Genomic DNA, 23,904 nt, shown 5'->3' with positions numbered 1-23,904 from the left:
TCATGAAATACGGTATTCTGATGTGACAAAACCTGAATCCTGGTCGTTAAAGTGTTTGTTTGCACTCATATTTTAACTGTTAGGACTCAGGTTTTTTTATTTAAAGCAAACTATGGGACAGCAGTGATCTTTCGATTCCTTTTTTTATTGCTGAGCAGTTTAGCGCTGCTGGATGACTTTTTTACTTTTCAGCTCTTCCATTTCAGCAGGGCTTAAATACTGGCTCAAGATGGCGTCGGTATCTTCACCCAGACACGGTGGTGCTTTTTTATATTCTACCGGGGTCTTGGAAAGTTTAATCGGCGAACCAATCGAGGTGTAATCGTCACGTAGAGTATGCGGCATCTGAATGACCATTTCACGCGCCAGAACCTGTTCTTCTTCCAAAGCCTGTTTCAGGTTATTGATCATGCCCACTGGGACTTTGACTGCATGAATAAGATCTACCCAGTGTTTTGCCGGTTGAGAATAGAAATGCGCCTGCAGAAGGGTGGTCAGTTCTTCACGATGTGTAACCCGGCCTGAATTTTTCAAGAAACGCGGATCTTCTGCCACTTTGGTCAAACCCACGGCCTGACACAGCGCTTGAAATTGCAGGTCATTCCCACAAGCAATAATGAATTCACCTTCCTGTGCTTTAAACACCTGATAAGGCACAATATTGGCATGGGCATTTCCGAAGCGGCCAGGGACTTTACCTGAGGTCAGATAATTCATGGCTAGAACAGAGAGGGAAGCGACCTGGGTATCCAGCAGTGCCATATCAATATGCTGACCTTCACCAGTTTTTTCACGGGACAATAAAGCAGCTTGAATCGCAATTGCAGCATATAAGCCAGTGGTCAGATCAGCAAAGGCTAGACCTGCTTTTTGCGGACCACCCCCTGGAAGGTCATCACGTTCACCCGTAACACTCATCATACCGCCCATACCCTGAACAATGAAGTCATAGCCTGGTTCTTGCGCACGCGGGCCATTCTGGCCAAAGCCGGTAATTGAACAGTACACCAGACGCGGATTTATCTGGCTCAGACTTTCATAATCCAGACCATATCTTTTCAACGAACCCGCTTTATAGTTCTCAATCACTACATCACTCTGTTCTGCGAGTTTCTTGATAATGCGTTGACCTTCCGGAGTAGATAAATCTACGGCAACTGAATGTTTACCGCGATTGGCTGAAAGATAGTAAGCCGATTCATGGGTATCTTCCTGCTGATTATTTTTAAGCCAAGGTGGTCCCCAGATGCGTGTGTCATCTCCATGATCAGGCTTTTCAATTTTAATCACTTCTGCACCTAAGTCCGCCAGAATCTGGCTACACCAAGGACCAGCCAAAATCCGGCTTAAATCCAGTACACGAAAGCCTGTTAAAGCACCCATCGTTACGCTCCTTGTTCGATGTTATTTAAATTACATGTCATTTTAATAATCGCTTTAAAGCTATATGAAAATGGAAAAACAATCAACTTTATGATACTTAATTTCGCCTAACAAAATAAAACACCTAAAATGATTGAAAAATCATCCTAACTTCTTTAGCCTGATGACGAGAATAAATACGATTCAAAAATAACAGGAGAGGGAAAAGTCTCGGGAATGAGACTATAAGAACAGGAGTAAGTACTGTGCTTTGAAAACGGATCGCGCTTAAAGCGCATGCATACAGAAGTGTGCATACTCAAGATCAGAATGAAAAAACCTAAGGATAGGAATAGAGATTTAAATATGACGGAATTAGTAAGAGAACAAGTTTTAGAAAGAGAACTCGCAAAGATAAAACCCACCACCAAGCGAACCCAGCAGATCGCCTTTGTCTTTGCCTTTTTGGCACTCTTGGTCGATGGCGCGGATATGCTACTGCTGTCCTTCAGCTTAAATAGCCTGAAAGCAGAATTTGGTTTAAGTAATTTACAAGCCGGCACCTTGGGTAGTTTTACACTCGCGGGTATGGCGATTGGTGGTTTTATTGGTGGCTGGGCTTGTGACCGTTTAGGCCGGGTACGTACAGTCGTTATTTCAATTCTGATCTTTTCAGTATTAACTGCAGCCTTGGGCTTTACCCAAAACTATGAACAGTTCGCGGTACTACGTTTCCTGTCTGCGTTTGGGATCGGGTCTTTATATATTGCAGCCAGTACCCTGATGGCTGAATATGTACCAACCAAATACCGGACTACAATTTTAGGTACCTTACAGGCAGGTTGGACGGTCGGCTATATCGTAGCTACTGTATTGGCAGGTTGGATTATTCCTGAATATGGCTGGCGTACACTGTTTTTTGTCGCGATTATCCCATCCGTCATGGCGATTTTTATCCAGAAACTGGTTCCTGAACCAGAATCGTGGCAGCGTGCAAGATTACTGCGTTTATATGCACCCGCTGAAGAAACCACCAAACAGCCTGTTAAGAAAAGTACTGTCAAAGAAATCTTTGCGGATCCTGCGAATCGCAAGATGTTTATTTTATGGATTTTCACGGCTGGGTTTCTGCAGTTTGGCTATTACGGTGTAAATAACTGGATGCCTGCTTATCTAGAATCTGAATTACACATGAACTTTAAATCAATGGCGGGTTATATGATCGGAACCTATATCGCCATGATTTTTGGTAAAGTTCTGGCCGGTTTTGCTGCAGACCGATTAGGTCGACGCGCCGTTTTCTCTTTTGGCGCGATCGGTACGGCGATTTTCTTACCGGTCATTGTGCTGTTCAACACCCCGGATAATATTGCCTATCTGCTGATTTTCTTCGGCTTTCTCTATGGTATTCCGTATGCGATTAATGCCACATATATGACTGAAAGCTTTGCGACGTCAATCCGCGGTACAGCAGTCGGTGGTGCCTATAATGCAGGGCGTATTGGGGCCATGTTTGCCCCTGCAATTATTGGCGCGGCAGCTAGCGGTGGTTCAATTGGCTTGGGCTTCCTGATTATGGGCGGTGCCTATTTCTTGTGTGGTGCAGTGTCTGGGATCTTTATCAAAGATCGTCAATATGACCCACAAAAAGCATAATGATCATTTTAAACAATGATGTTAAAAATGAGCCTCATAAGGGCTCATTTTTTTATCTGTTTAATTTAAAAATAAGATTTCTATTTTTTATTGGTCCGACTCTTTTTGCAGATGAATACTTTTCAGACCATCATTTACTTTATTGAGTAAATGAATCAGGGTAATCACATCATCAAAAGCCAGTTTATTTAAGGCTTGTCCATAAAACTCAAAAAAATCATCCTGCAGGCTATCCCAGGTCTGAAAACCTTCCGTGGTAAGCGCAACAATTTTGGCACGTCGATCCTGCTCATTGATAACACGCTCTACCAGTCCATCACGTTCCAGTCGTTTTAAGACAGCATCCAGATTTTGTCGGCTTACACCCAGATATTCGGTCAGATCTGAAAAAGACATACCAGATTTAACTTTAGGACGAGACAGGGCACCCAGCACGGCCCAATGCACTGGAGATATTTTTAGCTCATTTAAGCATTTTCGATCCAGACTGTTTCCCACCTGAAACAGCCGGAAAAACAGCCGGTTATGAGCGGAATATAAGGATTGATCATATTTTTTTGACAAAGTATCACTCACTATATGCAACATCCTCAATACTGAAATAGCCAAACGGTGCAAAGTATAACCTATCGCTTTTTCGCATAAATCAGTTTCTTTTATAATTTGTTTTAAAAATCATAGTTTTTTAGTAGAAATCTGCATCTTTAAATCCTGTACTAAGCGATTAAATCATTTAAAAATATCTTTCTTGATATTCACAGTTTCAGTTTGTTCTCTAGCTGAATATCAAGGCAGTCATCTAGCAAACTAAAGAAATAAAACATCCTTCATGAAACAGAAACAGCTTAGTAATAAGCTGGGACTAGATATGGGTTACTCTAAAGATAAAAGTCAATATAGGTCAATACATTGAATAAATAAAATTATTAAATAATTGTTATTTATACATTTATAAAAATATAAATATTATTTTATGTAAATATGTTGACATAAATTCAATCTCTTTCTATTTTAGATAAAACACACCGAATTAGAACAATAGCCGATTAAATTCGACAACAAATAGCGTAGGGATAAAACAATGAAAGGATTAAAAGATAAGGTCGTGATTGTGACAGGCGGTGCAGGCGGAATAGGTTCCGCAACCTGCCGACGTTTGGCAGAAGAAGGCGCTAAAGTTGCTATTTTTGATATGAATCTGGAAGCTGCCGAGAAGTTGGCAAATGAAATTAATCAATACGGTCGGGCGCTGGCGATTCAATGTGATATTACCCAAAGTGACGTCGTTGAACAGGCGGTTCAAAAAACGGAAACTGAATTAGGCCCGATCGATGGACTAGTGAATAATGCTGGTTGGGACATTTTTAAACCCTTCATTAAAAGCACCCCAGACGAATGGCAGAAACTGATCCAGATCAATCTGGTCGGTATGCTGAATATGCACTTTGCTGTGCTGAAAGGCATGGTCGAACGTAATTCCGGCAGCATCGTTAATATTGCCTCAGATGCAGCCCGTGTCGGTTCTTCGGGCGAAGCAGTCTATGCTGCCTGTAAGGGAGGATTGCTATCTTTCTCCAAAACTCTGGCACGCGAACATTCACGCCATAACATCAAAATTAATGTGATTTGCCCAGGACCAACCGATACCGCTTTACTTGCAGGCGTGACTGAAGGTGCTTCAAATCCAGAAAAATTACGTGAAGCCTTTGTTCGTGCTATTCCACTGGGCCGTTTGGGTCAGCCGGATGATTTAGCTTCTGCGATTGCTTTTTTCTTAAGTGAAGATGCCAGCTTTATTACCGGACAGGTCCTTAGTGTCTCTGGCGGTTTGACCATGAATGGTTAAAGCATCAAATTAATTAACACTAAATTAGACAGATAAAACAGTACAGGACGTAATGAACATGAATTTTGAAGATATCTTATATGAAGTAAAAAACGGTGTAGCCTGGATCACGATTAACCGTCCAGAAAAAATGAATGCCTTTCGTGGTACGACCTGTGATGAACTGATCAAGGCTTTAAATAAGGCAGGCTATGACCGTAACGTTGGGGCGATTGTATTGGCCGGCGCGGGTGAAAAAGCGTTTTGTACTGGTGGTGATCAGTCTGCGCATGATGGTAATTATGACGGTCGCGGTACCATTGGTTTACCGATGGAAGAATTGCATACCGCCATTCGTGATGTCCCCAAACCGGTAATTGCGCGCGTACAAGGTTATGCGATTGGGGGAGGTAATGTACTGGCCACGATTTGTGATCTGACGATCTGTTCAGATAAAGCAATCTTTGGTCAGGTCGGACCAAAAATGGGTTCAGTCGATCCAGGTTATGGCACAGCATTTTTAGCACGCGTCGTGGGTGAGAAGAAAGCCCGTGAAATCTGGTACATGTGCCGCCGTTATTCTGGTCAGGAAGCGGTTGAAATTGGATTGGCCAATAAATGTGTACCAGCAGATCAACTCGATGCAGAAGTTCAGGCATGGGGCGAAGAAATCTGTCAGCGTAGTCCGACCGCAATCGCGATTGCCAAACGCAGTTTCAATATGGATACCGCACATCAGGCAGGGATCGCTGGCATGGGCATGTATGCGCTAAAACTTTATTACGATACTGAAGAGTCTCGTGAAGGCGTCAATGCACTGAAAGAAAAACGTCAGCCTGAATTCCGTAAATATGCCAAATAAGGAGACTGATCAATGAAAAAGAATCCTTATATCACCGAAGATCTAGAACTTTTAGCTGAAACGGCAGAAAAATTTGCCCAGAAATATGTGGCTCCGGGATTTCTGGAGCGCGACCAAAGCCGAGTCTTTGATCGTGATCTGGTGAAAAAAATGGGGGAAATGGGCTTTATAGCCCCCGAACTCCCTGAACAATACGGTGGTCAGGGTATGGGCCGACTGGCAGCAGGGATTATCCATGAAGCCATTGCCAAAGCGGATTTAAGTTTCTCCTATATCAACCTGCTTGCTTCCCTAAATGGCCAAATTCTGGCCGAACATGGGCAGCCTGAAGTGGTTGAGCCCTGGCTGAAAAAACTCACTGCAGGCGAGGCTATCTTCTCAATTGCCTTGACCGAGCCGCGAGGCGGTTCTGATGCAGCAAATTTACGTTTAAAGATTGAACGTGATGGCGACGAATATGTCATTAATGGCGAAAAAACTTCAATTTCTGCGGCCGATCAGGCAGATGCTTCGGTGGTTTTCGGTCGCACTGGCGCCAATGAAGATGGTGCACATGGCGTGACAGCGCTCTTGGTTCCGATGAATTTACCGGGCATCTGTACCACACGATTTGACTGTCATGGTCAGCGCGCCATTGGTCGCGGTTCAATCTTCTTTGACAATGTTCGTGTGCCAGTCAATCACCGTCTAGGGGATGAAAACAAAGGTTTTGTGCAGGTGATGCAGGGCTTTGATTTTTCTCGTGCTCTGATCGGTTTACAGGTTTTGGCCGTTGCCCGGGTGAGTCTGGATGAAGCTTGGGAATATGCCACGCAACGCGAAGCTTTTGGTCAGCCATTGACTGCTTTTCAGGGAGTTTCGCATCCACTCGCTGAATACGAAACTCAGGTTGAAGCTGCACGCTTACTTTGCCTGCAAACTTTATGGCTCAAAGATAACCATCTACCACATACCTCTGAAGCAGGCATGTGTAAATGGTGGGGACCAAAGCTGGCTTATGATGTGATTCATCAATGCCTGTTGACTTATGGTCATGCCGGTTATGACCGTGGTGTGATGGAACAACGCATGCGTGATGTACTAGGATTCCAGATTGGCGATGGCACAGCACAGATCATGAAAACAATTATCGCTCGGCATAAGGCAGGACGTAAGGCTGTACCAGCTTAAGGAAAATACGCCCCAGCCTGAATAAGACTATTATAAAAAATAAGGAGTAAGCGAATGGATTTCGATGCGGTTCTGATCCCGACAAGAAAAGAGGCCATGCTCAAACAAGGACACTGGCTCAATCAAACAATTCTCGATTTTTTACGCAGTGCGGTAGAAAAAAATCCGGACAAAACAGCTTTAGTGAGTTTTAAGGTCGAGAATCAAACTGAACAGACTTTCAGCTACCAGCAGATTTGGGACATGACCAACAAAATTGCGCTGGGCTTGAAACAGTTGGGTATTGAGAAAAATGATGTGGTGTCTTGCCAGTTGCCGAACTGGTGGGAATTTACCTTGCTGTATCTGGCTTGTAGCCGTATTGGCGCCGTATTGAATCCACTCATGCCGATATTCCGTGAACGTGAATTGGAATTCATGCTTAAACATGGTGAATCTAAAGTATTTGTTGTGCCTAAAATCTTTCGTAATTTTGGCCATGAACAGTTGGCCAATCAGCTACACAACAAGCTGGACACCCTAAAACACGTAGTTGTAGTGAATGGGGATGGCGAGAATAATTTTGATCGCCTGTTGCTTAATCATAGTCTGGAACAGAATGCTGCAGCCATTGCTGAGCTAGATGGGCTTGAATCTGGCCCAGATGATATTACCCAACTAATCTTTACCTCGGGCACTACAGGTGAACCGAAAGGCGTGATGCATACGGCCAATACCTTATTTTCCAATATTGTGCCTTATGCAGAGCGTTTGCATTTAACTGAAAATGATGTGGTATTGATGGCGTCACCGATGGCGCATCAGACCGGATTTATGTATGGCCTGATGATGCCGATTCAGCTCAATACCAAAGTGGTATTACAGGATGTCTGGGATGTCTCCAAAGCAGTAGACTTGATTCATCAGCATCAGGTGAATTTCACCATGGCTTCAACGCCATTTTTGAACGACCTGTCCAATACTGTGGCTGAACAGCATGACAAAGTCGATTCACTGAAAATTTTCCTTTGTGCTGGTGCGCCAATTCCGGGACCATTAGTGCAAAAAGCCCGGGAGATTTTAGGCGTAAAAGTGATTTCAGCCTGGGGAATGACTGAATGTGGCGCGGTCACTACTACCTGTCCAGAAGATGACGATGAACGTTCTTTTAATACTGATGGCATCGCCTTGCCGGGTGTAGACGTCAAAATTGTCGATAAAACAGGGAAGGCCAAGCCGGTGAATGAGTCTGGTCGCTTGATGATTCGCGCTTGTTCTGGATTCGGTGGCTACCTCAAACGTGCTCATTTAAATGATACCGATGCAGATGGCTGGTTTGATACGGGCGATATCGCCTATCAGGATGAAAAAGGTTATATCCGGATTTGTGGCCGTAAAAAGGATGTAATCATTCGTGGCGGTGAAAATATTCCGGTCGCAGAAATTGAATCACTTTTATATAAACATCCCAATGTGGCGGTGGTCGCTTTAGTGGCTTATGCAGATGAACGGCTAGGTGAGCGTGCCTGTGCGATTATCAAGTTGAAAGATCCGGCACAGTCTTTAAGTTTTAATGAGCTGGTGGATTTTCTGAAAACCCATAATCTGGCAATGCAATATATTCCAGAACGTTTGGAGATTTGGGACGAGATTCCGATGACGCCATCGGGGAAAATCCAGAAATTTAAACTCAGAGAATTACTGGCCCAGCATATTGCATCAACTGTGGCAGTAGCGAATTAGAATCTCAACATAAAACGAATAAACCCTGATGTGACATCACATCAGGGTTTTTTACCAGCAAATAAGTAACTGGTCTCCAATGACTTATATCTGGATGAAATTATTTTAATAACTTTAACAGCGCCTCAGCCGTTGCAGCAGAAGATGCCGGATTCTGTCCGGTAATTAACAGGCCATCTTGCTGTACATGTACCTGCCAGTCCTCAGCCTTGGAATACTGTCCGCCTTTTTCTTTCAGCGTATCTTCAACTAAAAATGGCACGATATCAGTCAGGCCAACACCATCTTCTTCAGTGTTACTAAAGCCAGTCACTGATTTACCTTCGACGATAGGTCGGCCTTCTGCATTTTTAACATCGCGAAGCACACCCGGTGCATGACAGACGAGTGCCACAGGTTTATTGGCCTGTAGAGTCTGTTCAATTAAGGAAATAGAATTCTGGTCATTTGCCAGATCCCATAACGGTCCATGGCCGCCCGGATAAAAGATCGCATCAAAATCCTGATTCAGCACATCACTTAATTTATGCGTATTGGCAAGAGCCTGCATGGCCACTTCATCTGCTTCAAAACGTTTGGTCGTTTCGGTTTGCGCATCAGGTTCATTGCTTTTTGGATCAAGTGGTGGCTGGCCACCGGCTGGAGAGGCCAACGTTACGTCTGCGCCTGCATCAATAAAAGTGTAATAAGGAGCAGCCAGTTCTTCGAGCCAGAATCCGGTTTTTTTACCCGTTTCGCCAAGTTGATCATGGGAGGTTAATACAATCAGAATTTTCATATTTTTCCTTAAAATTATCTTGAATGACTTGATGAAATAACGAAACAAAGGAAAGAATCTGAATACCTAAGGCCATCAGACTTTTTCGATTGCTTAAAAAATAAAAGGAATAAAATCTAGATAGTTGAACTGATGCTAAATCAATAGCATCACTTTCCTTGAACTTTGGATAGCTCAGTTTTTCTTTTTCTTGCCACCGCCGTCCTGCTTATTCACAGTCGACCAGGCAATACGCTCTGCTTCGTCTTCAGGACGACCACGATCTTTTTCACTGTCTTCAATATGCTTAGCCTGTCGTTTTTGCTTTTCGGTATAAGCTGATTTATCACCTCTAGACATTTTACTATCCTCATCAGGTAGGGGCTGAAATCACTATAACAAGGGATTATTTTGGCGCGGGTAATCATCTGTCAGGATTTGTTTGAATTGTTTTATAGCTTTAAGATGAATTTTATAGATATCCATCAAATTCTGTTTTTCAAAGATTCTAAAACTAAAACGTATTAAATATTTTAGAAAAAAGTAGATAACAGCTAGAAAGGCTGTTATCTACTTTCAAACTTTGATTAGCCGTTAATAATACTGCCGCCATTTACATGAATGACCTGACCTGAAATATAGCTAGCTTCTTCACTGGCCAGAAATAAATAGGCAGGAGCGACTTCACTCGGTTGTCCCATACGTCCCATTGGTGTCTGTTTACCAAAATCTTCCAGTTGTTCTTCATCAAAGCTGCTTGGAATGAGTGGTGTCCAGATTGGGCCTGGTGCAACACCATTCACACGAATTCCGGTTTTATTTTTCGCCAGATTGGTAGATAAGCTGCGGGTAAAAGAAGTAATCGCACCTTTGGTGCTTGAATAGTCTATCAGTGTGTCATGTCCATGATAGCTGGTGATACTGGTGGTATTGATAATACTGTCACCTGCCTGCATATGTGGAAGTACCGCCTGAGTCAGATGGAACATGGACAGGATATTGACATTGAAGGTCTTGAATAACTGGTCTGGAGAAATATCGGTAATACTGTCCTGCGGATACTGCACACCTGCATTATTTACCAGAATATTAATGGTTTAGGACTTACGCATTGACGGATTCAAAAAAGTATTAAAATACTTTATAAAGTATCTGTGATCAGACGAATTAAACATGCTTCTACAGCAACTTGTACATTACCCATTTATATGGGCTTTCTCATGACAGAACCGAACTCTATTAGCTGCACACAACTTGCCGAGACTTATAATATCTCGCATGATAGTGTAAATCGCTTTCTAGAGCGTGAAGACTACACACCTCACGACCTATATCAAGAATCAATTCAACATATTGATAATAATAAACTTATAGTCAGCATTGATGATACTGTTTTAGATAAACCATATAGTCAACATATGGACTTGGTTAGCTATTTTTGGTCAGGCAAACACCACCGATCCGTCAAGGGTATTAATCTCATTACCTTGTATGCGATAGATCAAAATGGTCAAAATATTCCAATTAATTTCCGAATTTATGACAAATCTGAAAGTAAAACCAAGAATGATTACTTTATGGATATGTTAAGTGAAGTACTCAGTTGGGGTGCAAAGATTCAATTTATTACAGGTGATAGTTGGTATTCATCGACTGGAAATCTAAAAACCATAAGAAAACATGGTATTCGATTTATGTTTGGTATCGACTGTAACCGTAAGGTTTCCCCAGAAAAAGGACAATGGTTTCAACTGCGTTTATTGCCAGATTTCCATCAGGGTCAAGTGGTCTGGCTCAAAGATTTTGGCTTTGTACAATTATTTAAGACTCAGTTAAAAGAACAGCAGAGGTTTTATATTGTGCATCAAGATGAAGATGATTTATTGTCCTTTGAGGGTTTTCATGAATTACATTCAAGTCATTGGAAAATAGAGCAATATCACCGGGTGGTTAAACAGGTTTGTCATATTGAAAAGTTTCAAGTAAGACGATCTAAACTGATTTTGAATCATATTTTTTCAGCCTTGATGGCCTACGTTGAGATACAAAAGAACCAGTTTGAGCGGATCTTTGAAAATGTATATCGTTGGCAGAAGAAATTATTTAGACCAGTTATCAAAAACTTCATTGATGACTTTATTCTCGATAAAAATCATCTGCTACCACAGAGAATCTATAAATAATAGTGCGTAAGTCCTATGGTTTTAAATTCCTGAAGGGTCTGCTCAACCATTTTCTTGATTTCATCAGGATGCTGTAAATCGCATTGAATCAGCAGACAACGGCGTCCTTCTGCTTCAACCATTTTTTTGGTATCAAGCGCATCCTGATCTTCATCCAGATAGCAAATGGCAATATCGGCGCCTTCGCGGGCAAATAATACTGATACAGAGCGACCAATCCCGCTGTCACCACCTGTAATGAGTGCTACTTTGCCTTTTAATTTATCGCTACCTTTATAATTTTCTTTAATGACTTCCGGATTAGGATCCATTTTAGTCTGGTCACCCGGTTGATGGGCTTGGGTTTCAGTTGAAGCTGGAGTTTCAGGATAGTTATTCATATTTTTTCCATGATTGCTCTTGATGAAAAAATATATTAGGAGCTTTTAGTTGGGATTGAATTAGACTCAACATTTCATAACAGAACCTGTGCAAGATTTAGCATTTATACATTTAGCTTAAATTGACACTTTAGAACTGCCTGTTTTGGTTATTCAAATTTCACTTCTAGAATGAAATATCGGGTTTCTTTTTAAGGAAAAGAGCGATAAGCAGGAATATACCTTCAGTGGATTACAGAAGAGTTAAGTCGATTTAGGAACCAATCTGCAAAATAAAACCAATAACTTATTTACAACCAAATAAATCTAAAATATACAGCTAGATAAGCTACAAGTATTTCTTTACAACTGCGCTTTTAACCAGAATGGAGAAGCACATTGCGCGCTATCCGCTATAAATATATTGTCCTGATCCTTTTACTTTTGCTCGTTGCATTTGGCGTATTTCGCTGGTGGCAAGGGCCACAAGTCACAGGTTATACCTTAGAGCCGATGCCGCTGGTGCAATCAGTGGTTGCCACCGGGCAGGTCATCACCGTTTCACGTGCTCAAGTCGGTAGTGAAGTAACCGGCGTGGTACTAGAACGTCGGGTCAAGGAAGGCGATCGGGTCAAACCGGGCGATTTGCTAGTTGTACTTAAATCGGATGAACTGGCAGCCCAAGTTCGTCAGGCAGAAGTCGCATTGAATGAACTGGCAACCAATCGCCGTCCACAAGCCTCAGCAGAATTGGCTTCAGCAAAAGCTCAGCTGGAACAGGCCAGCCGTGAAGCGACGCGTCGTCGCAATGCCGAAGCAGGCATCCTTTCGGCAGAAGAAATTGAACAGGCTGTAGAGGCAGAAAGGGTAGCACGCAATAATTATGAAACTGTGCGTTTAAAAGCAGCTGCACTGGCACCTGGTCAGGTAGAGGAGGCTTCATTGCGTGAGCAGCTTTCGGTAGCACAGGCTCAACTGGCTAAAACTAAAATCCGGGCAACTGTTGCTGGAACGGTGCTGACCCGTGATGTTGAGCCTGGCGATCTGGTTCAGCCAGGACGTACCTTATTTACCATTGCAATGGATGGTAATACCGAAATCCGTGTACCACTGGATGAACGTAATCTGTCACGACTGGCGTTGTCCCAGAAAGCGACTGCAATTGCCGATGCTTACCCGGATAAACCTTTCCCAGCCCGGATTAATTTTATTGCACCGAGTATCGATCCTCAACGCGGCACGGTAGAAGTGCGTCTATCGGTTGATCCGGTACCTGATTTCCTGCGTCAGGATATGACGGTATCGGTTAATGTCTAGACAGGTCGCCGTGATCGTACCTTAGCGATTCCGAATGATGCGCTAGGGAAAGTACAGGGCGATCAGGCCACCGTATTACTGGTACGTGATAGCAAAATCCAGCGACAAAAAGTGAAACTGGGTCTGCGCGGACTTGCCATGTCTGAAGTGATTTCCGGTTTAAAAGTGGGTGACCAGGTACTGTCAGATGCAACTTCAACTTTAAAAGATGGCACACGAGTTCGATTTAAGCCCGAAGAAATCAACTATGCCGACCAGAATAATGATGCCAGCAATAAAAATGAATTACCGGTGAAATTCGAGTGAAAAAATTACTAGGGCGTCTCTGGATTGAATGGAAGATCGCAATCAGTTTTTTGCGAGAAGGCCGAATGCAGTCTCTGATGATTACAGTGGGTGTTGCTGTAGGGGTGTCTGTGATTGTTTTTATCTCGGCACTGATACAGGGCTTGCAGTCTAATATCATCGAAAGGACTTTAGGGACACAGGCGCATATCCGTTTACTGTCCCCCGATGAAGTGAACCAAGTTATACCCGCACCCGCAGGCACTGTGCAGCTGGTTCTAGAAGATAAACGGGCCCAAAGACTACGCTCTATCAATAATTGGCAAGAGGTCGTGACGACCTTGGATCAGGTGCCTTTATTGACAGCTGTTTCTCCAGTAGTTTCTGGACCTGCATTCGCACAGCGTGGTGAAGCTCAGGAATCGGTTGCGCTGGTGGGCATGGATCCAGAACGTTATCAGAAAATAATTCCACTTAAAGAATATATGATCAGTGGGCAGTTACGTGTCGGTGCAGATGATGTAATGATTGGCAGTCAGCTGGCTAAAGATCTGGGTGTACAGGTGGGTAGCAAATTACGATTAGACACCGGTCAGGACAACAGTACTGTCGTAAATATTTCCGGAATTTTTGAACTTGGAGTACGTGAGCTGGATTCGCGCTATGTCTATATGGATTTAAAACAGGCACAGTCTTTACTCAGCCTGCCAGGCGGGATCACTGTAATCGACCTGACGGTAGAAAATATTTTTGAAGCAGAAAATATTGCAACGCAGGTCGGGCGTTTGACTTCCTTACAGGCAGAAAGCTGGATTAAAACCAATGGTCAGTTAATGAATGCCATCTCAGCGCAGAGCCTTTCAACCAATATGATTATTATTTTTGTGGCCATCTCCGTCGCTTTTGGTATTGCCAGCGTCTTGTCAGTCAGTGTCGTACAACGGACTCGTGAAATTGGCATCTTAAGGGCAACAGGGGCCACACAAAGACAAATCCTGCGCGTTTTCCTGTTTCAGGGCGCAATTTTTGGCTTGTTGGGGTCTATTATCGGCAGTGCAGTCAGTTATTTACTGGTCTGGATCTTTAATGAATTTGGCCCAGGCCTGTTCTATATTCCAATTTCAATCAATCTGCTATTGCTGGCTTTATTGCTGGCCACATTGACTGGTGTAGTGGCAGCGGCTATACCATCCCGTCGTGCTGCGGCACTTGATCCTGTGGAGGCAATTCGTCATGTCTGATTCATCGAATGAAGTCTTGCGGCTGGAAGCACTACGTAAATCTTATAATATTGGTCAGCCTAATGAAGTCGAAGTTCTGCATGGCATTGATTTGTGTATTGAACGTAATGACTTTGCAGCACTAATTGGTCCTTCAGGCTCGGGGAAAAGTACTTTATTGAATATTCTGGGTCTATTGGACCAGCCAACTAGCGGTGAACTATATCTGCTTGGTCAACCCACCAGCCGTATGGATGACGCTGCACGTACCGTATTACGCGGCAGCAGTATTGGATTTGTATTTCAGTTTCATCATCTGATTCAAGCTTTTAATGCATTAGACAATGTCCTAATGCCGTTAATGATGGCACATGGTAAACCGGATCAAAAAGCTCTAGACCGCGCTCATGAACTTCTGGCTGCAGTCGGGCTGGAAAAGTATGCACATCGAAAACCGAATGAGCTTTCCGGCGGGCAACAACAGCGTGTTGCAATTGCTCGGGCACTGATTACAGAACCCGCCTTGTTACTGGCCGATGAACCGACCGGGAACCTGGATACCCAGACCGCGTCTGAAGTTTTTGAACTGTTTCGTAAAGTAAATAAGGAACAGGGCTGTGCCATTTTGCTGGTGACTCATGATCCGCGCTTGTCTGTTAGTTGTGATCGCACCATCAAGTTAGTTGACGGCCTGATTCAAAGTGATACCAGAACAGCTCCAGCAGATATTCCTGAAAATACTTAATTTTTAAATATTTTAAGAATTTGTATTCTCCAATTATGGATAAATAAAGATTTTTCTTATCACTTAAGCCTTGCAATAAAGCTGATACAAGGTTTGCATCAGGGTAAGTACTTTGGGGTCGGAAAGCTGATAGAAAATCTGCTTTCCTTCACGACGCGTGCTGACCATTTCGGCTTTTCGGAGCACCGTAAGTTGTTGTGAGAGAGTGGGTTGGTGAATATCTGTTTGTAGCTCAATCTGTTGCACATTCATTTCACTATCGACCAGTACACATAGAATTTTCAGTCGGTCAGAATTCGACAACACTTTTAAGCGTTCGCTTACCACATGAGCCTGAGAAAAATCAATACGTGTCTGAGTTTCATCTGCTGTCATATAAAAAACCTGTATTAGTCACACAATATTTAAAAACCGTCTTGATTAATATTTATAATTATATAATATAAAATTATATATTTTAAGTGGAATATGCTCATGCATGACTTTTTGGCAGCGTTTCTCGGTGGATTACTGCTTGGTCTTTCAGTGGTCGGCTATCTGTATGTGAATGGCCGTATTGCGGGCGTGAGTGGGTTGGTTGGGCAGGTACTTAATCGAAAGACAATTTTCAAAACTCCTGCGGTCTGGTTTTTAGCAGGACTATTTATAGTTCCATTTATCTACGGCGTATTGTTTCAGCCAGAAATTGAGCTGAATGCCAGCCCATGGATGATGGTCATTGCCGGTTTGCTGGTTGGTTTTGGTACACGTTTAGGTTCAGGTTGTACCAGTGGACATGGCATCTGTGGGATTAGCCGTCTGTCAAATCGCTCCTTTATTGCGACCGGGTCTTTTATGCTGGCGGGATTTATCACGGTTTATGTTGTTCGTCATCTGGTTGGAGCTATCTAAATGAAAAATCTATTCGCTTTTCTATTTGGTGGCCTGTTTTCAGTCGGCTTAATGCTCTCAGGTATGTCTAATCCTGAAAAAGTTCTGGATTTTCTGGATCTGTTTGGGGATTGGGATGCCAGTCTTGCCTTTGTCATGATGGGGGCAATTCTGGTGGCTTTTATTCCTTTCCAGAAAGCTAAACATAATCCACATCCGACCACTTTATTTAATGAACCCATTGATTTACCAAAGAATCAAAAGATTGATCCTAAACTGCTGTCGGGTAGTTTATTATTTGGTATCGGTTGGGGAATTGCAGGCATTTGTCCGGCACCCAGTTTTACCCTGATTGGTTTGGGACATTATCAAGCCTTGTATTTTATTGCAGCTATGCTGCTTGGGATCTGGATTCACCGTAAATGGGCAGGAGTATAAATATGACACAGCAGCCAAACGTCAAAGCGTTTTTTGATAAAAATACCAATACTTTTAGTTATGTGGTGAGCGATCCTCAAACTGCCCAATGTGCCATTATTGATAGCGTGCTGGATTACGATGCTGCGTCTGCCACCACATCGACCGAGCATGCCGATCAGATGATTGCCTATGTGAAATCACAAGGTTTGACGGTGGAATGGATTCTGGAAACTCATGTACATGCTGATCATCTGACAGCTGCCCAATATCTGAAACAGCAATTAGGCGGCAAGATTGCAATCAGTAAAAAAATTGCGCTGGTACAGGAAACGTTTGCCGAGATTTATCATCTGGACATGAAACAGATCAATGCGCATCAGCCTTTTGACTATCTGTTTGAGGATGGTGAGCATTTCAAGATTGGCAAGCTGGAAGTTTATAATATTCCTACGCCAGGACATACACCTGCCTGTTTAAGCTATGTGATTGGTAACGCCGTCTTTGTAGGGGATACACTGTTTATGCCGGACTATGGCACGGCTCGTTGTGATTTTCCAAATGGCAGTGCCTCGGTTTTATATGATTCTGTTCACAAGCTGTTTCAGCTCCCGGAAAGCACCCGTGTATTTTTGTGTCATGACTATTTGCCAGAGTCACGTCATGAATATCAATGTGAAACCACGATTCAGCAGCAAAAACAGCAAAACGTTCATATCCGTGAAGGGATTAGCAAATCTGAATTTGTACAGATGCGTCAGCAGCGTGATGCAGGTCTAAGTATGCCTAAACTGATTTTGCCTGCGATCCAGATTAATATGAATGGCGGACAGTTCCCAATGCCAGAAGCCAATGGTGTGTCTTATGTGAAGCTGCCGCTAAATTATTTTAAGAAGTGATCAATTTATCAGGAACAAAATATTAATCTTTAAATTAAGCGCTTATAAAGTTTGCGAATTTTAATATTCCACCCTATGCTATTTGGGTTAACTCATTTTTATATTTTCAGGGTGCATCGTGCTCAGACAGTTCTTTAAACAGATCTGGTTTGTGATGCTTATGGTATTCGCCGTAAGCTGGAGCGGCATGTCGATTGCTTCAGCAAAAACGATGCATCTGGAAACGTCAACCAAGCAGATGGGTTCCCATTGTAAGGAAATGGAAAAAATAGAGAAGTTACATCGCCAGCATCAAGCTATGCATGATTCTGCTCATGATATGAGTCAGGACATGGATTGCCACTCCGATTTAAATGAACACAAAGATGACTGTCTGGATTGTATTTATAGCTCTTGCCATAACCTGAGTAGCTGGATCGATGTGGAAATCTCGAAGTTAACTCTTCCTGAGATTCATGCCTTAGAAACCACTTTTATCTCTAATTATCAAGCCAAGCACCTTGCCGGGTATTGGCAGGAAATTCTGCGCCCACCTAAAACTTAATCCTCGTTATTTATATTTTAATAAATCAAGGATTAAGTTATGTCGATTAAAATTAGTCAAAGCCTGTTATTGGGCTTAAGTTTAGTGATCTCGTCTTCATTATTGGCTGCTGTAAAAGAATATCAGCTGGTTATTGATGAAGGTCCAGTCAATATCACCGGTAAAACCGTACAACGTATTACAGTGAATGGAAAATTTCCTGCACCTTTACTGGAGTTTGAGGAAGGTGATGAAGCTGTTATTCGCGTCAAAAACAAGCTAAAGAATAAAGAAAGCTCTCTGCATTGGCATGGTTTATTGCTACCCGGCCTGATGGATGGTGTCCCCGGTTTTAACGGGTTTCAGGGCATTGCACCTAATCAGGAATTTGTCTATCGCTTTAAAATTCGTCAGAGTGGAACCTACTGGTATCATGCCCATTCCAAGGGGCAGGAACAGGACGGCCTTTACGGCGCCTTTGTAATCTATCCCAAAAACCAGGCGGAAGTTCCTGCACATGAGCAGACCGAGCGTGATTATGTGGTCATGCTTTCAGAATTTCATGAGCAGTCCGGCCAGCAGATCATGAATAATTTAAAAAAATCTGCCGAGTATTATCAAAATCAGCGTGAAACTCTGAGCGATGTTTTTCAGCAAATCAAACGGGAAGGGCTTAAAGCCACCTGGAATGATCGCAAAATGTGGAACCAGATGCGCATGCTGAAAACCGATCTGTCTGATGTAACCGGCTATACCTTTTTGGTGAATGGAAAAACGCCTGAACAGAACTGGATAGGACAGTTTAAACCGAATGAAAAAGTGCGACTGCGTTTTATCAATGCCTCTGCCATGTCATTTTTTGATGTGCGTATTCCACAGTTAAAAATGACAGTCGTCAGTGCAGACGGGCAGCCTGTCAAACCTGTAGCGGTCGATGAATTCCGCATTGGTGCCGCAGAAACCTATGATGTAATTGTAGAGCCCACTGCGGAACATTATCAGATTGAAGCTGAATCGATTGACCGTTCCGGTTTTGCGATTGGCAGCTTACAGAATGAATTAAAGCCAGCTCATCATGCCATACACAAACCTATATCCCGTCCTCGTGCCTTATTGACCATGGAAGATATGGGACATGGCAATATGCAGGGTGAAGCACACGAGCAGATGAATCATCAGAATCATGCTAGCCATGACATAAATGTTAAAAAAGATACTGAACATTCGATGATGGGACATAAGCAGCATGCATCAGCCAAAATTATCGAACAAGGAGAGGACAATCATACCGAGCATTCAGATACTTCATCCGCTATAGATCATGTGAATCACTCAAATATGACCGGGGATATGCAACATGAAAAAGATGCCAAAACTTTTACGCAGCAACCAGTTTACGGCTGGGCCAATGCCTCTACACCGGTAGGGCATAAAGCTTTGCAATATAGCGACCTCAAATCTTTAACTCCGCAAAAAGATATTCGCGACGCAGAAAGCGAATTGGTGATTCGTTTAGGCGGCACCATGGAACGGTATATCTGGACCATGAACGGCAAGAAATTTAATGAAGCAGAGCCGCTCAAAGTGAAATTTGGGGAACGGATCAGGCTGAAATTTATCAATGACAGTATGATGGCACATCCGATGCATTTACATGGCATGTTCATGCAGCTCGAAAATGGCCAGTCTGCAATAGATATGCCGAATAAACATACAGTGATTGTCCCACCTGGAAAAACCGTTACGACTTTGCTGACTGCAGATGAACTAGGTGAATGGGCGATTCATTGTCATCTGTTGTATCACATGACTGCCGGCATGATGAATAAACTGATTGTAGCAAATGTTCAGGAAAATGGCGTTTCGACTCAGAATACTGTGCGGGAAGAGCATTCCCATCATCACATGACAAAACCAGTAGAAAAACAAGGAGATGCTCATGCACACCATTAATCTTTGTCTGAAGCCTGTTTTGGCTAGTGTATTGGCGTTGGGAAATATGACTGTTTTTGCCGAAGATATATCTCAACAGCATGCTGATCATTCGATGCATCATCAACAATCACTTCAATCGTCAGAGCATCATTTAACTTCAGTAGCACCGGAAATTACTGAAAATTTAATTCCAGATTCAGCTTCAACCTATTCCAGCGAACATGATCATCGCAAGGAACATGGAGGGCAAATTTATACGCGGGTCAAACTGGACAATAAATGGATCAAAAACTCAGAAGGTGAGGGAGGCTTACAGTCTGAGAATGAGCTTCGGATTGGCACGGATGAAAATAAACTGTTCATTAAACTCAAAGCTGACAAGCAGGAATCCAGAGCAACAGAATATGCAGTCCAAGCTCTGTATAGCCGGAATATTTCAGATTTCTGGGATGCTCAGGCGGGTCTTCGCTACCGTCAGGAAAATTTGGGTCAGCCTAATGCTGGGCAAAATATTGAACATGTAGATGCAATATTTGGATTCCATGGGTTGGCGCCGTATTTCTTTGAAACCAATGCACATCTGTATCTTGGTCAAGATGATTTTATCGGACTTGAGCTAGAAACAGAACGTGATCTGCTACTCACACAAAAACTGATTTTGCAGCCTTATGTTGAAGTTGACCTCATTTTGAAGGATAAAGCAGCCAATGCCAAAAAGACTGGAATAAGTCATGCGGCATTCGGTCTGGAAACCCGTTATGAGATCAATAAAAAGATCATGCCTTACCTTGATATTGCTTATGAATATTCCAAGGGCAATGAGAAAACCTCATGGCAGGACGCATCTGATTCTGAACAGGGCGGACGTTATGGAATCGGTTTAAGAATGATGTTCTAAACAGATATCTATATAAGCTAATATTTATGAGGCGGGAAAATCATTTTCTCGCCTCATATACTCAGCTATATTTTATTCTTAAGGCCTTTATAAACTTTTAAATTTTTCTTTGTTTTAAATTATTCATCTTCAGAATAAATATAAATACGATTGGACTTATAACAACCCAAAGTGCCATAAAGCTAATACTACTACTGAATTGAGTTCGTAAAAGGGACAATACCAATAGTAAAAGACTGCCTGAGATCAATTTAACGATGACCGGATAACTCACCAGAAAAGAATATCGAGACTGTCTGGTTTTTAAAATCTGTTTTTCACTCACTGCATAAAAACCAAAACAGGCCATCCAGATCAGTCCTACTATTGCCATCCATATCATGAAGAAGACTCCTGCTGTGCAGTTTTAAGCTTGGCCTGAATTTTATGAACAGCTTTTTGCTGGATAGGTGTAATTTTCTGATGTAGGAAGTAAGCGAGAAGTGCCAAGATCCAGAGCATCAGATCGATACGCAAAAACAGCCAATAGTTCGCAAAAGAATCCAGATAATGCTGGGACCACAAATAATACAGGTCGATGAGTGGAAGCATAAAAGCGGCACAGATGAGAATTTTAAGCTGCGTTTTCCATAAATGCTGTTGTGGCGTTAAACAGGCCAAGATAAAACTACTCAGCCAAATACTAAAGAAGATATAGATTTCATAATTTGTGGTGCCCACAGGAATGTGAATCAAACGGTTTGCATAAAGATAAGCCAGCATGGCAATAGGTAAACCAATTATAATGGTGATATTCAGACGATTCACCAGATAATATCCAAAGTGAAAACGATCCGATTTTTTCTGCATCTGTCGTTTCAGGCTCCAGAGCAATAATCCGGAAGCGATCATGGCACAGCCTAATATGCCTGAGAAAAATAGGGCGAAACGTAAAACAGGTTCGGCAAAACGTGCCATATGCAAACCATATACTCCAGCATTCAGGGTAGCAATTGCACTGTCATTACGGGTGTTTTCAAGCAATTTGCCTGTCGTCGCATTGAATACGAGTTGTGCCTGATTGCGGGTAATAGAATGATCTTTCAATTCGGTTAAGGTAATCTTTGCCAGCTGGGTATTCGGCTGCTTCACGGTAATATTGTCAAATTCTGATTTTCCCCAGTGCTGCTGCGCCGTAGTGATAAAATGTTGAATCGGTAACATCTCCGTTTTAATGGGCACAGCAGAGGGAGCAAGCACATTTTTGGTTCGGATTTCTTCAAAATATTGAAATGGATTTTCTGGATATAGCTGCTTCATGCCAGAAGGCAAAACAATATAAAAGAAAATAGCCAGTCCAGTAAAAGTCATAGTTAAAAAGAACGGTAGCGCAATGACGGAACTGACATTATGAAAATCCAGATAGGAACGTTGTCCTTTAAAAGCTCTCAGAGTAAAGAAGTCGGTCAGAATTTTTTTATGGGTAATGATTCCGGAAATCAGGGTCATCAACATGATGAATGCAGCAATGGTGACAATCAGACGGCCAATGGTATAAGGTACGCCATATAGCTGAAAATGAAAGTTATAGAAAAAATCTCCGCCCTGTGTAGCCGAAAGCGTTAATTCCTTACCTGTCATAGCATCCAAGGTTTTAAGTTGATAAGCACCCTCTGCAGTTTGCCAATAAATTTTATTAACCGGTAAATCATGATTTGCTACCCCGATATACCAGTTCTGTGCATCAGGTGCATGTTGCTGTAAATAGCTATAAGCAGTTTTTAAAGCTGTTTCCTGGTTCACCTGCATCATGACAAATTGTGGCTGCATCCACATTGTAATTTCATGGCGATAATAGGTAACCGCACCTGTTAAAAAGATCGCGAAGAGGAGCCAGCCAAAACTTAAACCTAGCCATGAATGTAGCCATGCCATAGATTGACGGACAGATTTATGCATGGTTTAACCTATGAAGCGGGAAATGACAAATAAAACAATGAGAGGAATCAGGCTATAGACTGAAAGTGTTTTAAGACTTTGGATACAGAAGATTCCAATCACAAAACAGACATAAAAAATGAGGGCAATAAAGGCAGCCAGATAAACCGATTCAGCTTTGGGTAAACTCGCCTGTAAAAAATAGGCCAGATCGAGAGCAATCAGATAACTACATAAATAACCAATACCAAAGCTCATGCCTAATCGATACAGGATAGCAAGTGGCTGAAGGGTAGAAATCATGGAAAGGCCTTTATATGAATCTGTATAAATAAATATTGAGGCAACTTAATGCACGAAGCTTAAGGTCGTGACCAGGTACTGTTTCTTATACACTTGCTGATTCAATTTTCCTGTCTTGTCTACTTCTTGACTCACCTCTAGTACATATTGACCCTTCCATGGCGTAGCAATATTAATTTGGCCATGCTTGTTGGTCGTATAGTTTTTAAGCCAGTGCTGTGGGGAATAGACAGTCACTTTGACATCCGCAGCGGGTTTACCCTGATACATGACTGTAAAAGTATTACTGTTCGGTTGAACCGGTACGATATCCAGCTCTGAGTCTGCTTTCAGGTTTTGTCTGCCGGATTTCGCGTGATAGCTGAGTAAGGATTCCCCATAGATCAGTTCATGATAGAGCTCTACATCTGCTTGATCTTTTGTAGAGTAGACCAGATGATCCTGGTGTAGTTGGGGACTAAATTGTTTTTTAGTCTGAATCGCTTTTGCTTGGCTGAATGACTTTAAGGCACCTTCTTGAGTCTCTTTGAGCTGTTCACTATATTCACCAAAGAATGCATGTGTTTTTGCATCTGAAGCACGTTCTAGCCAAAGCATATGGGCCTGAGCAGAAAGGGTCAGTGACAGTCCAATTGTCAAAGTAATGATTTTTTTCATGAATTCTACCTGATTATTGTTT

At 42.5% G+C, this 23,904-nt stretch carries 22 protein-coding genes and 3 pseudogenes; 15 read left to right on the top strand and 10 right to left on the bottom strand.

Annotated elements, in window-relative coordinates; translation table 11 throughout:
* Positions 1 to 159 precede the first annotated feature (159 nt).
* Entirely contained in the window at positions 160 to 1,383 is a 1,224-nt protein-coding gene (locus FTV13_RS12830) for a CaiB/BaiF CoA-transferase family protein (protein WP_180012227.1), read from the bottom strand.
* 345 nt (positions 1,384 to 1,728) lie between these two features.
* On the opposite strand from FTV13_RS12830, the gene FTV13_RS12825 reads away from it, so the two are divergent.
* Positions 1,729 to 3,018 carry an MFS transporter gene (locus tag FTV13_RS12825; protein ID WP_180012226.1) on the top strand — a complete coding sequence of 430 codons (1,290 nt, stop codon included), beginning with the start codon at positions 1,729 to 1,731 and terminating at the stop codon, positions 3,016 to 3,018.
* A gap of 87 nt (positions 3,019 to 3,105) precedes the next feature.
* Here FTV13_RS12825 and FTV13_RS12820 read toward each other — a convergent pair whose 3' ends face one another.
* Positions 3,106 to 3,594, bottom strand: a complete 489-nt coding sequence (locus FTV13_RS12820) for a MarR family winged helix-turn-helix transcriptional regulator (RefSeq protein ID WP_034706362.1) — start codon at positions 3,592 to 3,594, stop codon at positions 3,106 to 3,108.
* Between the two features lie 505 nt (positions 3,595 to 4,099).
* On the opposite strand from FTV13_RS12820, the gene FTV13_RS12815 reads away from it, so the two are divergent.
* Genes FTV13_RS12815 through aliA form a run of 4 tightly spaced genes read left to right on the top strand, consistent with a single transcriptional unit; the run spans position 4,100 to position 8,597 of the window.
* Positions 4,100 to 4,864 carry a glucose 1-dehydrogenase gene (locus FTV13_RS12815; protein WP_166138714.1) on the top strand — a complete coding sequence of 255 codons (765 nt, stop codon included), beginning with the start codon at positions 4,100 to 4,102 and terminating at the stop codon, positions 4,862 to 4,864.
* A 58-nt stretch (positions 4,865 to 4,922) separates the two neighbouring features.
* Entirely contained in the window at positions 4,923 to 5,705 is a 783-nt protein-coding gene (gene badI, locus FTV13_RS12810; protein ID WP_179993043.1) for a 2-ketocyclohexanecarboxyl-CoA hydrolase, read from the top strand.
* A 12-nt stretch (positions 5,706 to 5,717) separates the two neighbouring features.
* Positions 5,718 to 6,875, top strand: coding sequence for a cyclohexanecarboxyl-CoA dehydrogenase (gene aliB, locus FTV13_RS12805; RefSeq protein ID WP_180012224.1), 1,158 nt, complete (start codon positions 5,718 to 5,720; stop codon positions 6,873 to 6,875).
* Between the two features lie 54 nt (positions 6,876 to 6,929).
* Positions 6,930 to 8,597: a cyclohexanecarboxylate-CoA ligase gene (aliA, locus tag FTV13_RS12800; protein WP_179993041.1), complete on the top strand. Its 1,668-nt coding sequence runs from the start codon at positions 6,930 to 6,932 to the stop codon at positions 8,595 to 8,597.
* 100 nt (positions 8,598 to 8,697) lie between these two features.
* Here aliA and FTV13_RS12795 read toward each other — a convergent pair whose 3' ends face one another.
* The 3 genes and pseudogenes from FTV13_RS12795 to FTV13_RS12785 form a co-directional block, all read right to left on the bottom strand.
* Positions 8,698 to 9,375, bottom strand: coding sequence for a type 1 glutamine amidotransferase domain-containing protein (locus FTV13_RS12795; RefSeq protein WP_179993040.1), 678 nt, complete (start codon positions 9,373 to 9,375; stop codon positions 8,698 to 8,700).
* Positions 9,376 to 9,549: 174 nt separating this feature from the next.
* On the bottom strand, positions 9,550 to 9,714 hold the full coding sequence (locus FTV13_RS12790) for a hypothetical protein (RefSeq protein ID WP_166138732.1): 165 nt from the start codon (positions 9,712 to 9,714) through the stop codon (positions 9,550 to 9,552).
* 227 nt (positions 9,715 to 9,941) lie between these two features.
* Positions 9,942 to 10,448: pseudogene (locus FTV13_RS12785) on the bottom strand (SDR family oxidoreductase); the annotation flags it as partial.
* Between the two features lie 60 nt (positions 10,449 to 10,508).
* Between FTV13_RS12785 and FTV13_RS12780 the strand changes: the two are divergent.
* Positions 10,509 to 11,537 (top strand): transposase, encoded by a 1,029-nt coding sequence (locus FTV13_RS12780; RefSeq protein ID WP_166139641.1) that lies wholly within the window; start codon positions 10,509 to 10,511, stop codon positions 11,535 to 11,537.
* Positions 11,538 to 11,545: 8 nt separating this feature from the next.
* Here the strand turns inward: FTV13_RS12780 and FTV13_RS12775 are convergent.
* Positions 11,546 to 11,917: pseudogene (locus FTV13_RS12775) on the bottom strand (SDR family NAD(P)-dependent oxidoreductase); the annotation flags it as partial.
* 378 nt (positions 11,918 to 12,295) lie between these two features.
* On the opposite strand from FTV13_RS12775, the pseudogene FTV13_RS12770 reads away from it, so the two are divergent.
* From FTV13_RS12770 to FTV13_RS12760, 3 genes and pseudogenes are all read left to right on the top strand, one after another.
* Positions 12,296 to 13,519: pseudogene (locus tag FTV13_RS12770) on the top strand (efflux RND transporter periplasmic adaptor subunit).
* A complete protein-coding gene (locus tag FTV13_RS12765) occupies positions 13,516 to 14,739 on the top strand; it encodes an ABC transporter permease (RefSeq protein WP_179993038.1) in 1,224 nt (407 codons plus the stop codon). The pseudogene FTV13_RS12770 and the gene FTV13_RS12765 overlap by 4 nt, the downstream one beginning before the upstream one ends.
* A complete protein-coding gene (locus FTV13_RS12760; protein WP_179993037.1) occupies positions 14,732 to 15,463 on the top strand; it encodes an ABC transporter ATP-binding protein in 732 nt (243 codons plus the stop codon). The genes FTV13_RS12765 and FTV13_RS12760 overlap by 8 nt, the downstream gene beginning before the upstream one ends.
* Positions 15,464 to 15,526: 63 nt before the next feature.
* Here FTV13_RS12760 and FTV13_RS12755 read toward each other — a convergent pair whose 3' ends face one another.
* The gene (locus FTV13_RS12755) at positions 15,527 to 15,838 is read right to left on the bottom strand and encodes a metalloregulator ArsR/SmtB family transcription factor (RefSeq protein ID WP_125278654.1); all 312 of its coding nucleotides are present in this window, start codon (positions 15,836 to 15,838) and stop codon (positions 15,527 to 15,529) included.
* Positions 15,839 to 15,937: 99 nt separating this feature from the next.
* On the opposite strand from FTV13_RS12755, the gene FTV13_RS12750 reads away from it, so the two are divergent.
* The 6 genes from FTV13_RS12750 (at position 15,938) to FTV13_RS12725 (ending at position 21,005) form a co-directional block, all read left to right on the top strand.
* A complete protein-coding gene (locus tag FTV13_RS12750; RefSeq protein ID WP_179993036.1) occupies positions 15,938 to 16,354 on the top strand; it encodes a YeeE/YedE family protein in 417 nt (138 codons plus the stop codon).
* Positions 16,355 to 16,771, top strand: a complete 417-nt coding sequence (locus tag FTV13_RS12745) for a DUF6691 family protein (RefSeq protein ID WP_179993035.1) — start codon at positions 16,355 to 16,357, stop codon at positions 16,769 to 16,771.
* 2 nt (positions 16,772 to 16,773) lie between these two features.
* Positions 16,774 to 17,649 carry an MBL fold metallo-hydrolase gene (locus FTV13_RS12740; protein WP_180012222.1) on the top strand — a complete coding sequence of 292 codons (876 nt, stop codon included), beginning with the start codon at positions 16,774 to 16,776 and terminating at the stop codon, positions 17,647 to 17,649.
* A 118-nt stretch (positions 17,650 to 17,767) separates the two neighbouring features.
* On the top strand, positions 17,768 to 18,193 hold the full coding sequence (locus tag FTV13_RS12735; RefSeq protein ID WP_179993033.1) for a hypothetical protein: 426 nt from the start codon (positions 17,768 to 17,770) through the stop codon (positions 18,191 to 18,193).
* Positions 18,194 to 18,232: 39 nt separating this feature from the next.
* A complete protein-coding gene (locus FTV13_RS12730; protein ID WP_179993032.1) occupies positions 18,233 to 20,125 on the top strand; it encodes a copper resistance system multicopper oxidase in 1,893 nt (630 codons plus the stop codon).
* Positions 20,112 to 21,005: a copper resistance protein B gene (locus tag FTV13_RS12725; RefSeq protein ID WP_179993031.1), complete on the top strand. Its 894-nt coding sequence runs from the start codon at positions 20,112 to 20,114 to the stop codon at positions 21,003 to 21,005. Before FTV13_RS12730 ends, FTV13_RS12725 begins: the two co-directional genes overlap by 14 nt.
* Before the next feature lie 378 nt (positions 21,006 to 21,383).
* On the opposite strand, the gene FTV13_RS12720 is transcribed toward FTV13_RS12725, so the two are convergent.
* The 3 genes from FTV13_RS12720 to FTV13_RS12710 are packed head-to-tail and all read right to left on the bottom strand — an operon-like array spanning position 21,384 to position 23,882.
* On the bottom strand, positions 21,384 to 22,943 hold the full coding sequence (locus FTV13_RS12720; protein ID WP_179993030.1) for a PepSY domain-containing protein: 1,560 nt from the start codon (positions 22,941 to 22,943) through the stop codon (positions 21,384 to 21,386).
* Positions 22,944 to 22,946: 3 nt separating this feature from the next.
* Positions 22,947 to 23,225 carry a hypothetical protein gene (locus tag FTV13_RS12715; protein ID WP_166138842.1) on the bottom strand — a complete coding sequence of 93 codons (279 nt, stop codon included), beginning with the start codon at positions 23,223 to 23,225 and terminating at the stop codon, positions 22,947 to 22,949.
* A 45-nt stretch (positions 23,226 to 23,270) separates the two neighbouring features.
* Positions 23,271 to 23,882: a DUF4198 domain-containing protein gene (locus FTV13_RS12710; protein WP_159123563.1), complete on the bottom strand. Its 612-nt coding sequence runs from the start codon at positions 23,880 to 23,882 to the stop codon at positions 23,271 to 23,273.
* Between the last annotated feature and the right edge of the window lie 22 nt (positions 23,883 to 23,904).

This window comes from Acinetobacter sp. YH12235 (assembly GCF_013417705.1).
Classification (GTDB): Bacteria; Pseudomonadota; Gammaproteobacteria; order Pseudomonadales; family Moraxellaceae; genus Acinetobacter.
This window is presented reverse-complemented; position numbering and strand designations above follow the sequence as displayed.

Coding starts and splice junctions, on each gene's coding strand:
- FTV13_RS12830 (WP_180012227.1), bottom strand. CDS start 1,383: ATGGGTGCTTTAACAGGCTTTCGTGTACTGGATTTAAGCCGGATTTTG.
- FTV13_RS12825 (WP_180012226.1), top strand. CDS start 1,729: ATGACGGAATTAGTAAGAGAACAAGTTTTAGAAAGAGAACTCGCAAAG.
- FTV13_RS12815 (WP_166138714.1), top strand. CDS start 4,100: ATGAAAGGATTAAAAGATAAGGTCGTGATTGTGACAGGCGGTGCAGGC.
- badI (WP_179993043.1), top strand. CDS start 4,923: ATGAATTTTGAAGATATCTTATATGAAGTAAAAAACGGTGTAGCCTGG.
- aliB (WP_180012224.1), top strand. CDS start 5,718: ATGAAAAAGAATCCTTATATCACCGAAGATCTAGAACTTTTAGCTGAA.
- aliA (WP_179993041.1), top strand. CDS start 6,930: ATGGATTTCGATGCGGTTCTGATCCCGACAAGAAAAGAGGCCATGCTC.
- FTV13_RS12795 (WP_179993040.1), bottom strand. CDS start 9,375: ATGAAAATTCTGATTGTATTAACCTCCCATGATCAACTTGGCGAAACG.
- FTV13_RS12790 (WP_166138732.1), bottom strand. CDS start 9,714: ATGTCTAGAGGTGATAAATCAGCTTATACCGAAAAGCAAAAACGACAG.
- FTV13_RS12760 (WP_179993037.1), top strand. CDS start 14,732: ATGTCTGATTCATCGAATGAAGTCTTGCGGCTGGAAGCACTACGTAAA.
- FTV13_RS12755 (WP_125278654.1), bottom strand. CDS start 15,838: ATGACAGCAGATGAAACTCAGACACGTATTGATTTTTCTCAGGCTCAT.
- FTV13_RS12750 (WP_179993036.1), top strand. CDS start 15,938: ATGCATGACTTTTTGGCAGCGTTTCTCGGTGGATTACTGCTTGGTCTT.
- FTV13_RS12745 (WP_179993035.1), top strand. CDS start 16,355: ATGAAAAATCTATTCGCTTTTCTATTTGGTGGCCTGTTTTCAGTCGGC.
- FTV13_RS12740 (WP_180012222.1), top strand. CDS start 16,774: ATGACACAGCAGCCAAACGTCAAAGCGTTTTTTGATAAAAATACCAAT.
- FTV13_RS12730 (WP_179993032.1), top strand. CDS start 18,233: ATGTCGATTAAAATTAGTCAAAGCCTGTTATTGGGCTTAAGTTTAGTG.
- FTV13_RS12725 (WP_179993031.1), top strand. CDS start 20,112: ATGCACACCATTAATCTTTGTCTGAAGCCTGTTTTGGCTAGTGTATTG.
- FTV13_RS12720 (WP_179993030.1), bottom strand. CDS start 22,943: ATGCATAAATCTGTCCGTCAATCTATGGCATGGCTACATTCATGGCTA.
- FTV13_RS12715 (WP_166138842.1), bottom strand. CDS start 23,225: ATGATTTCTACCCTTCAGCCACTTGCTATCCTGTATCGATTAGGCATG.
- FTV13_RS12710 (WP_159123563.1), bottom strand. CDS start 23,882: ATGAAAAAAATCATTACTTTGACAATTGGACTGTCACTGACCCTTTCT.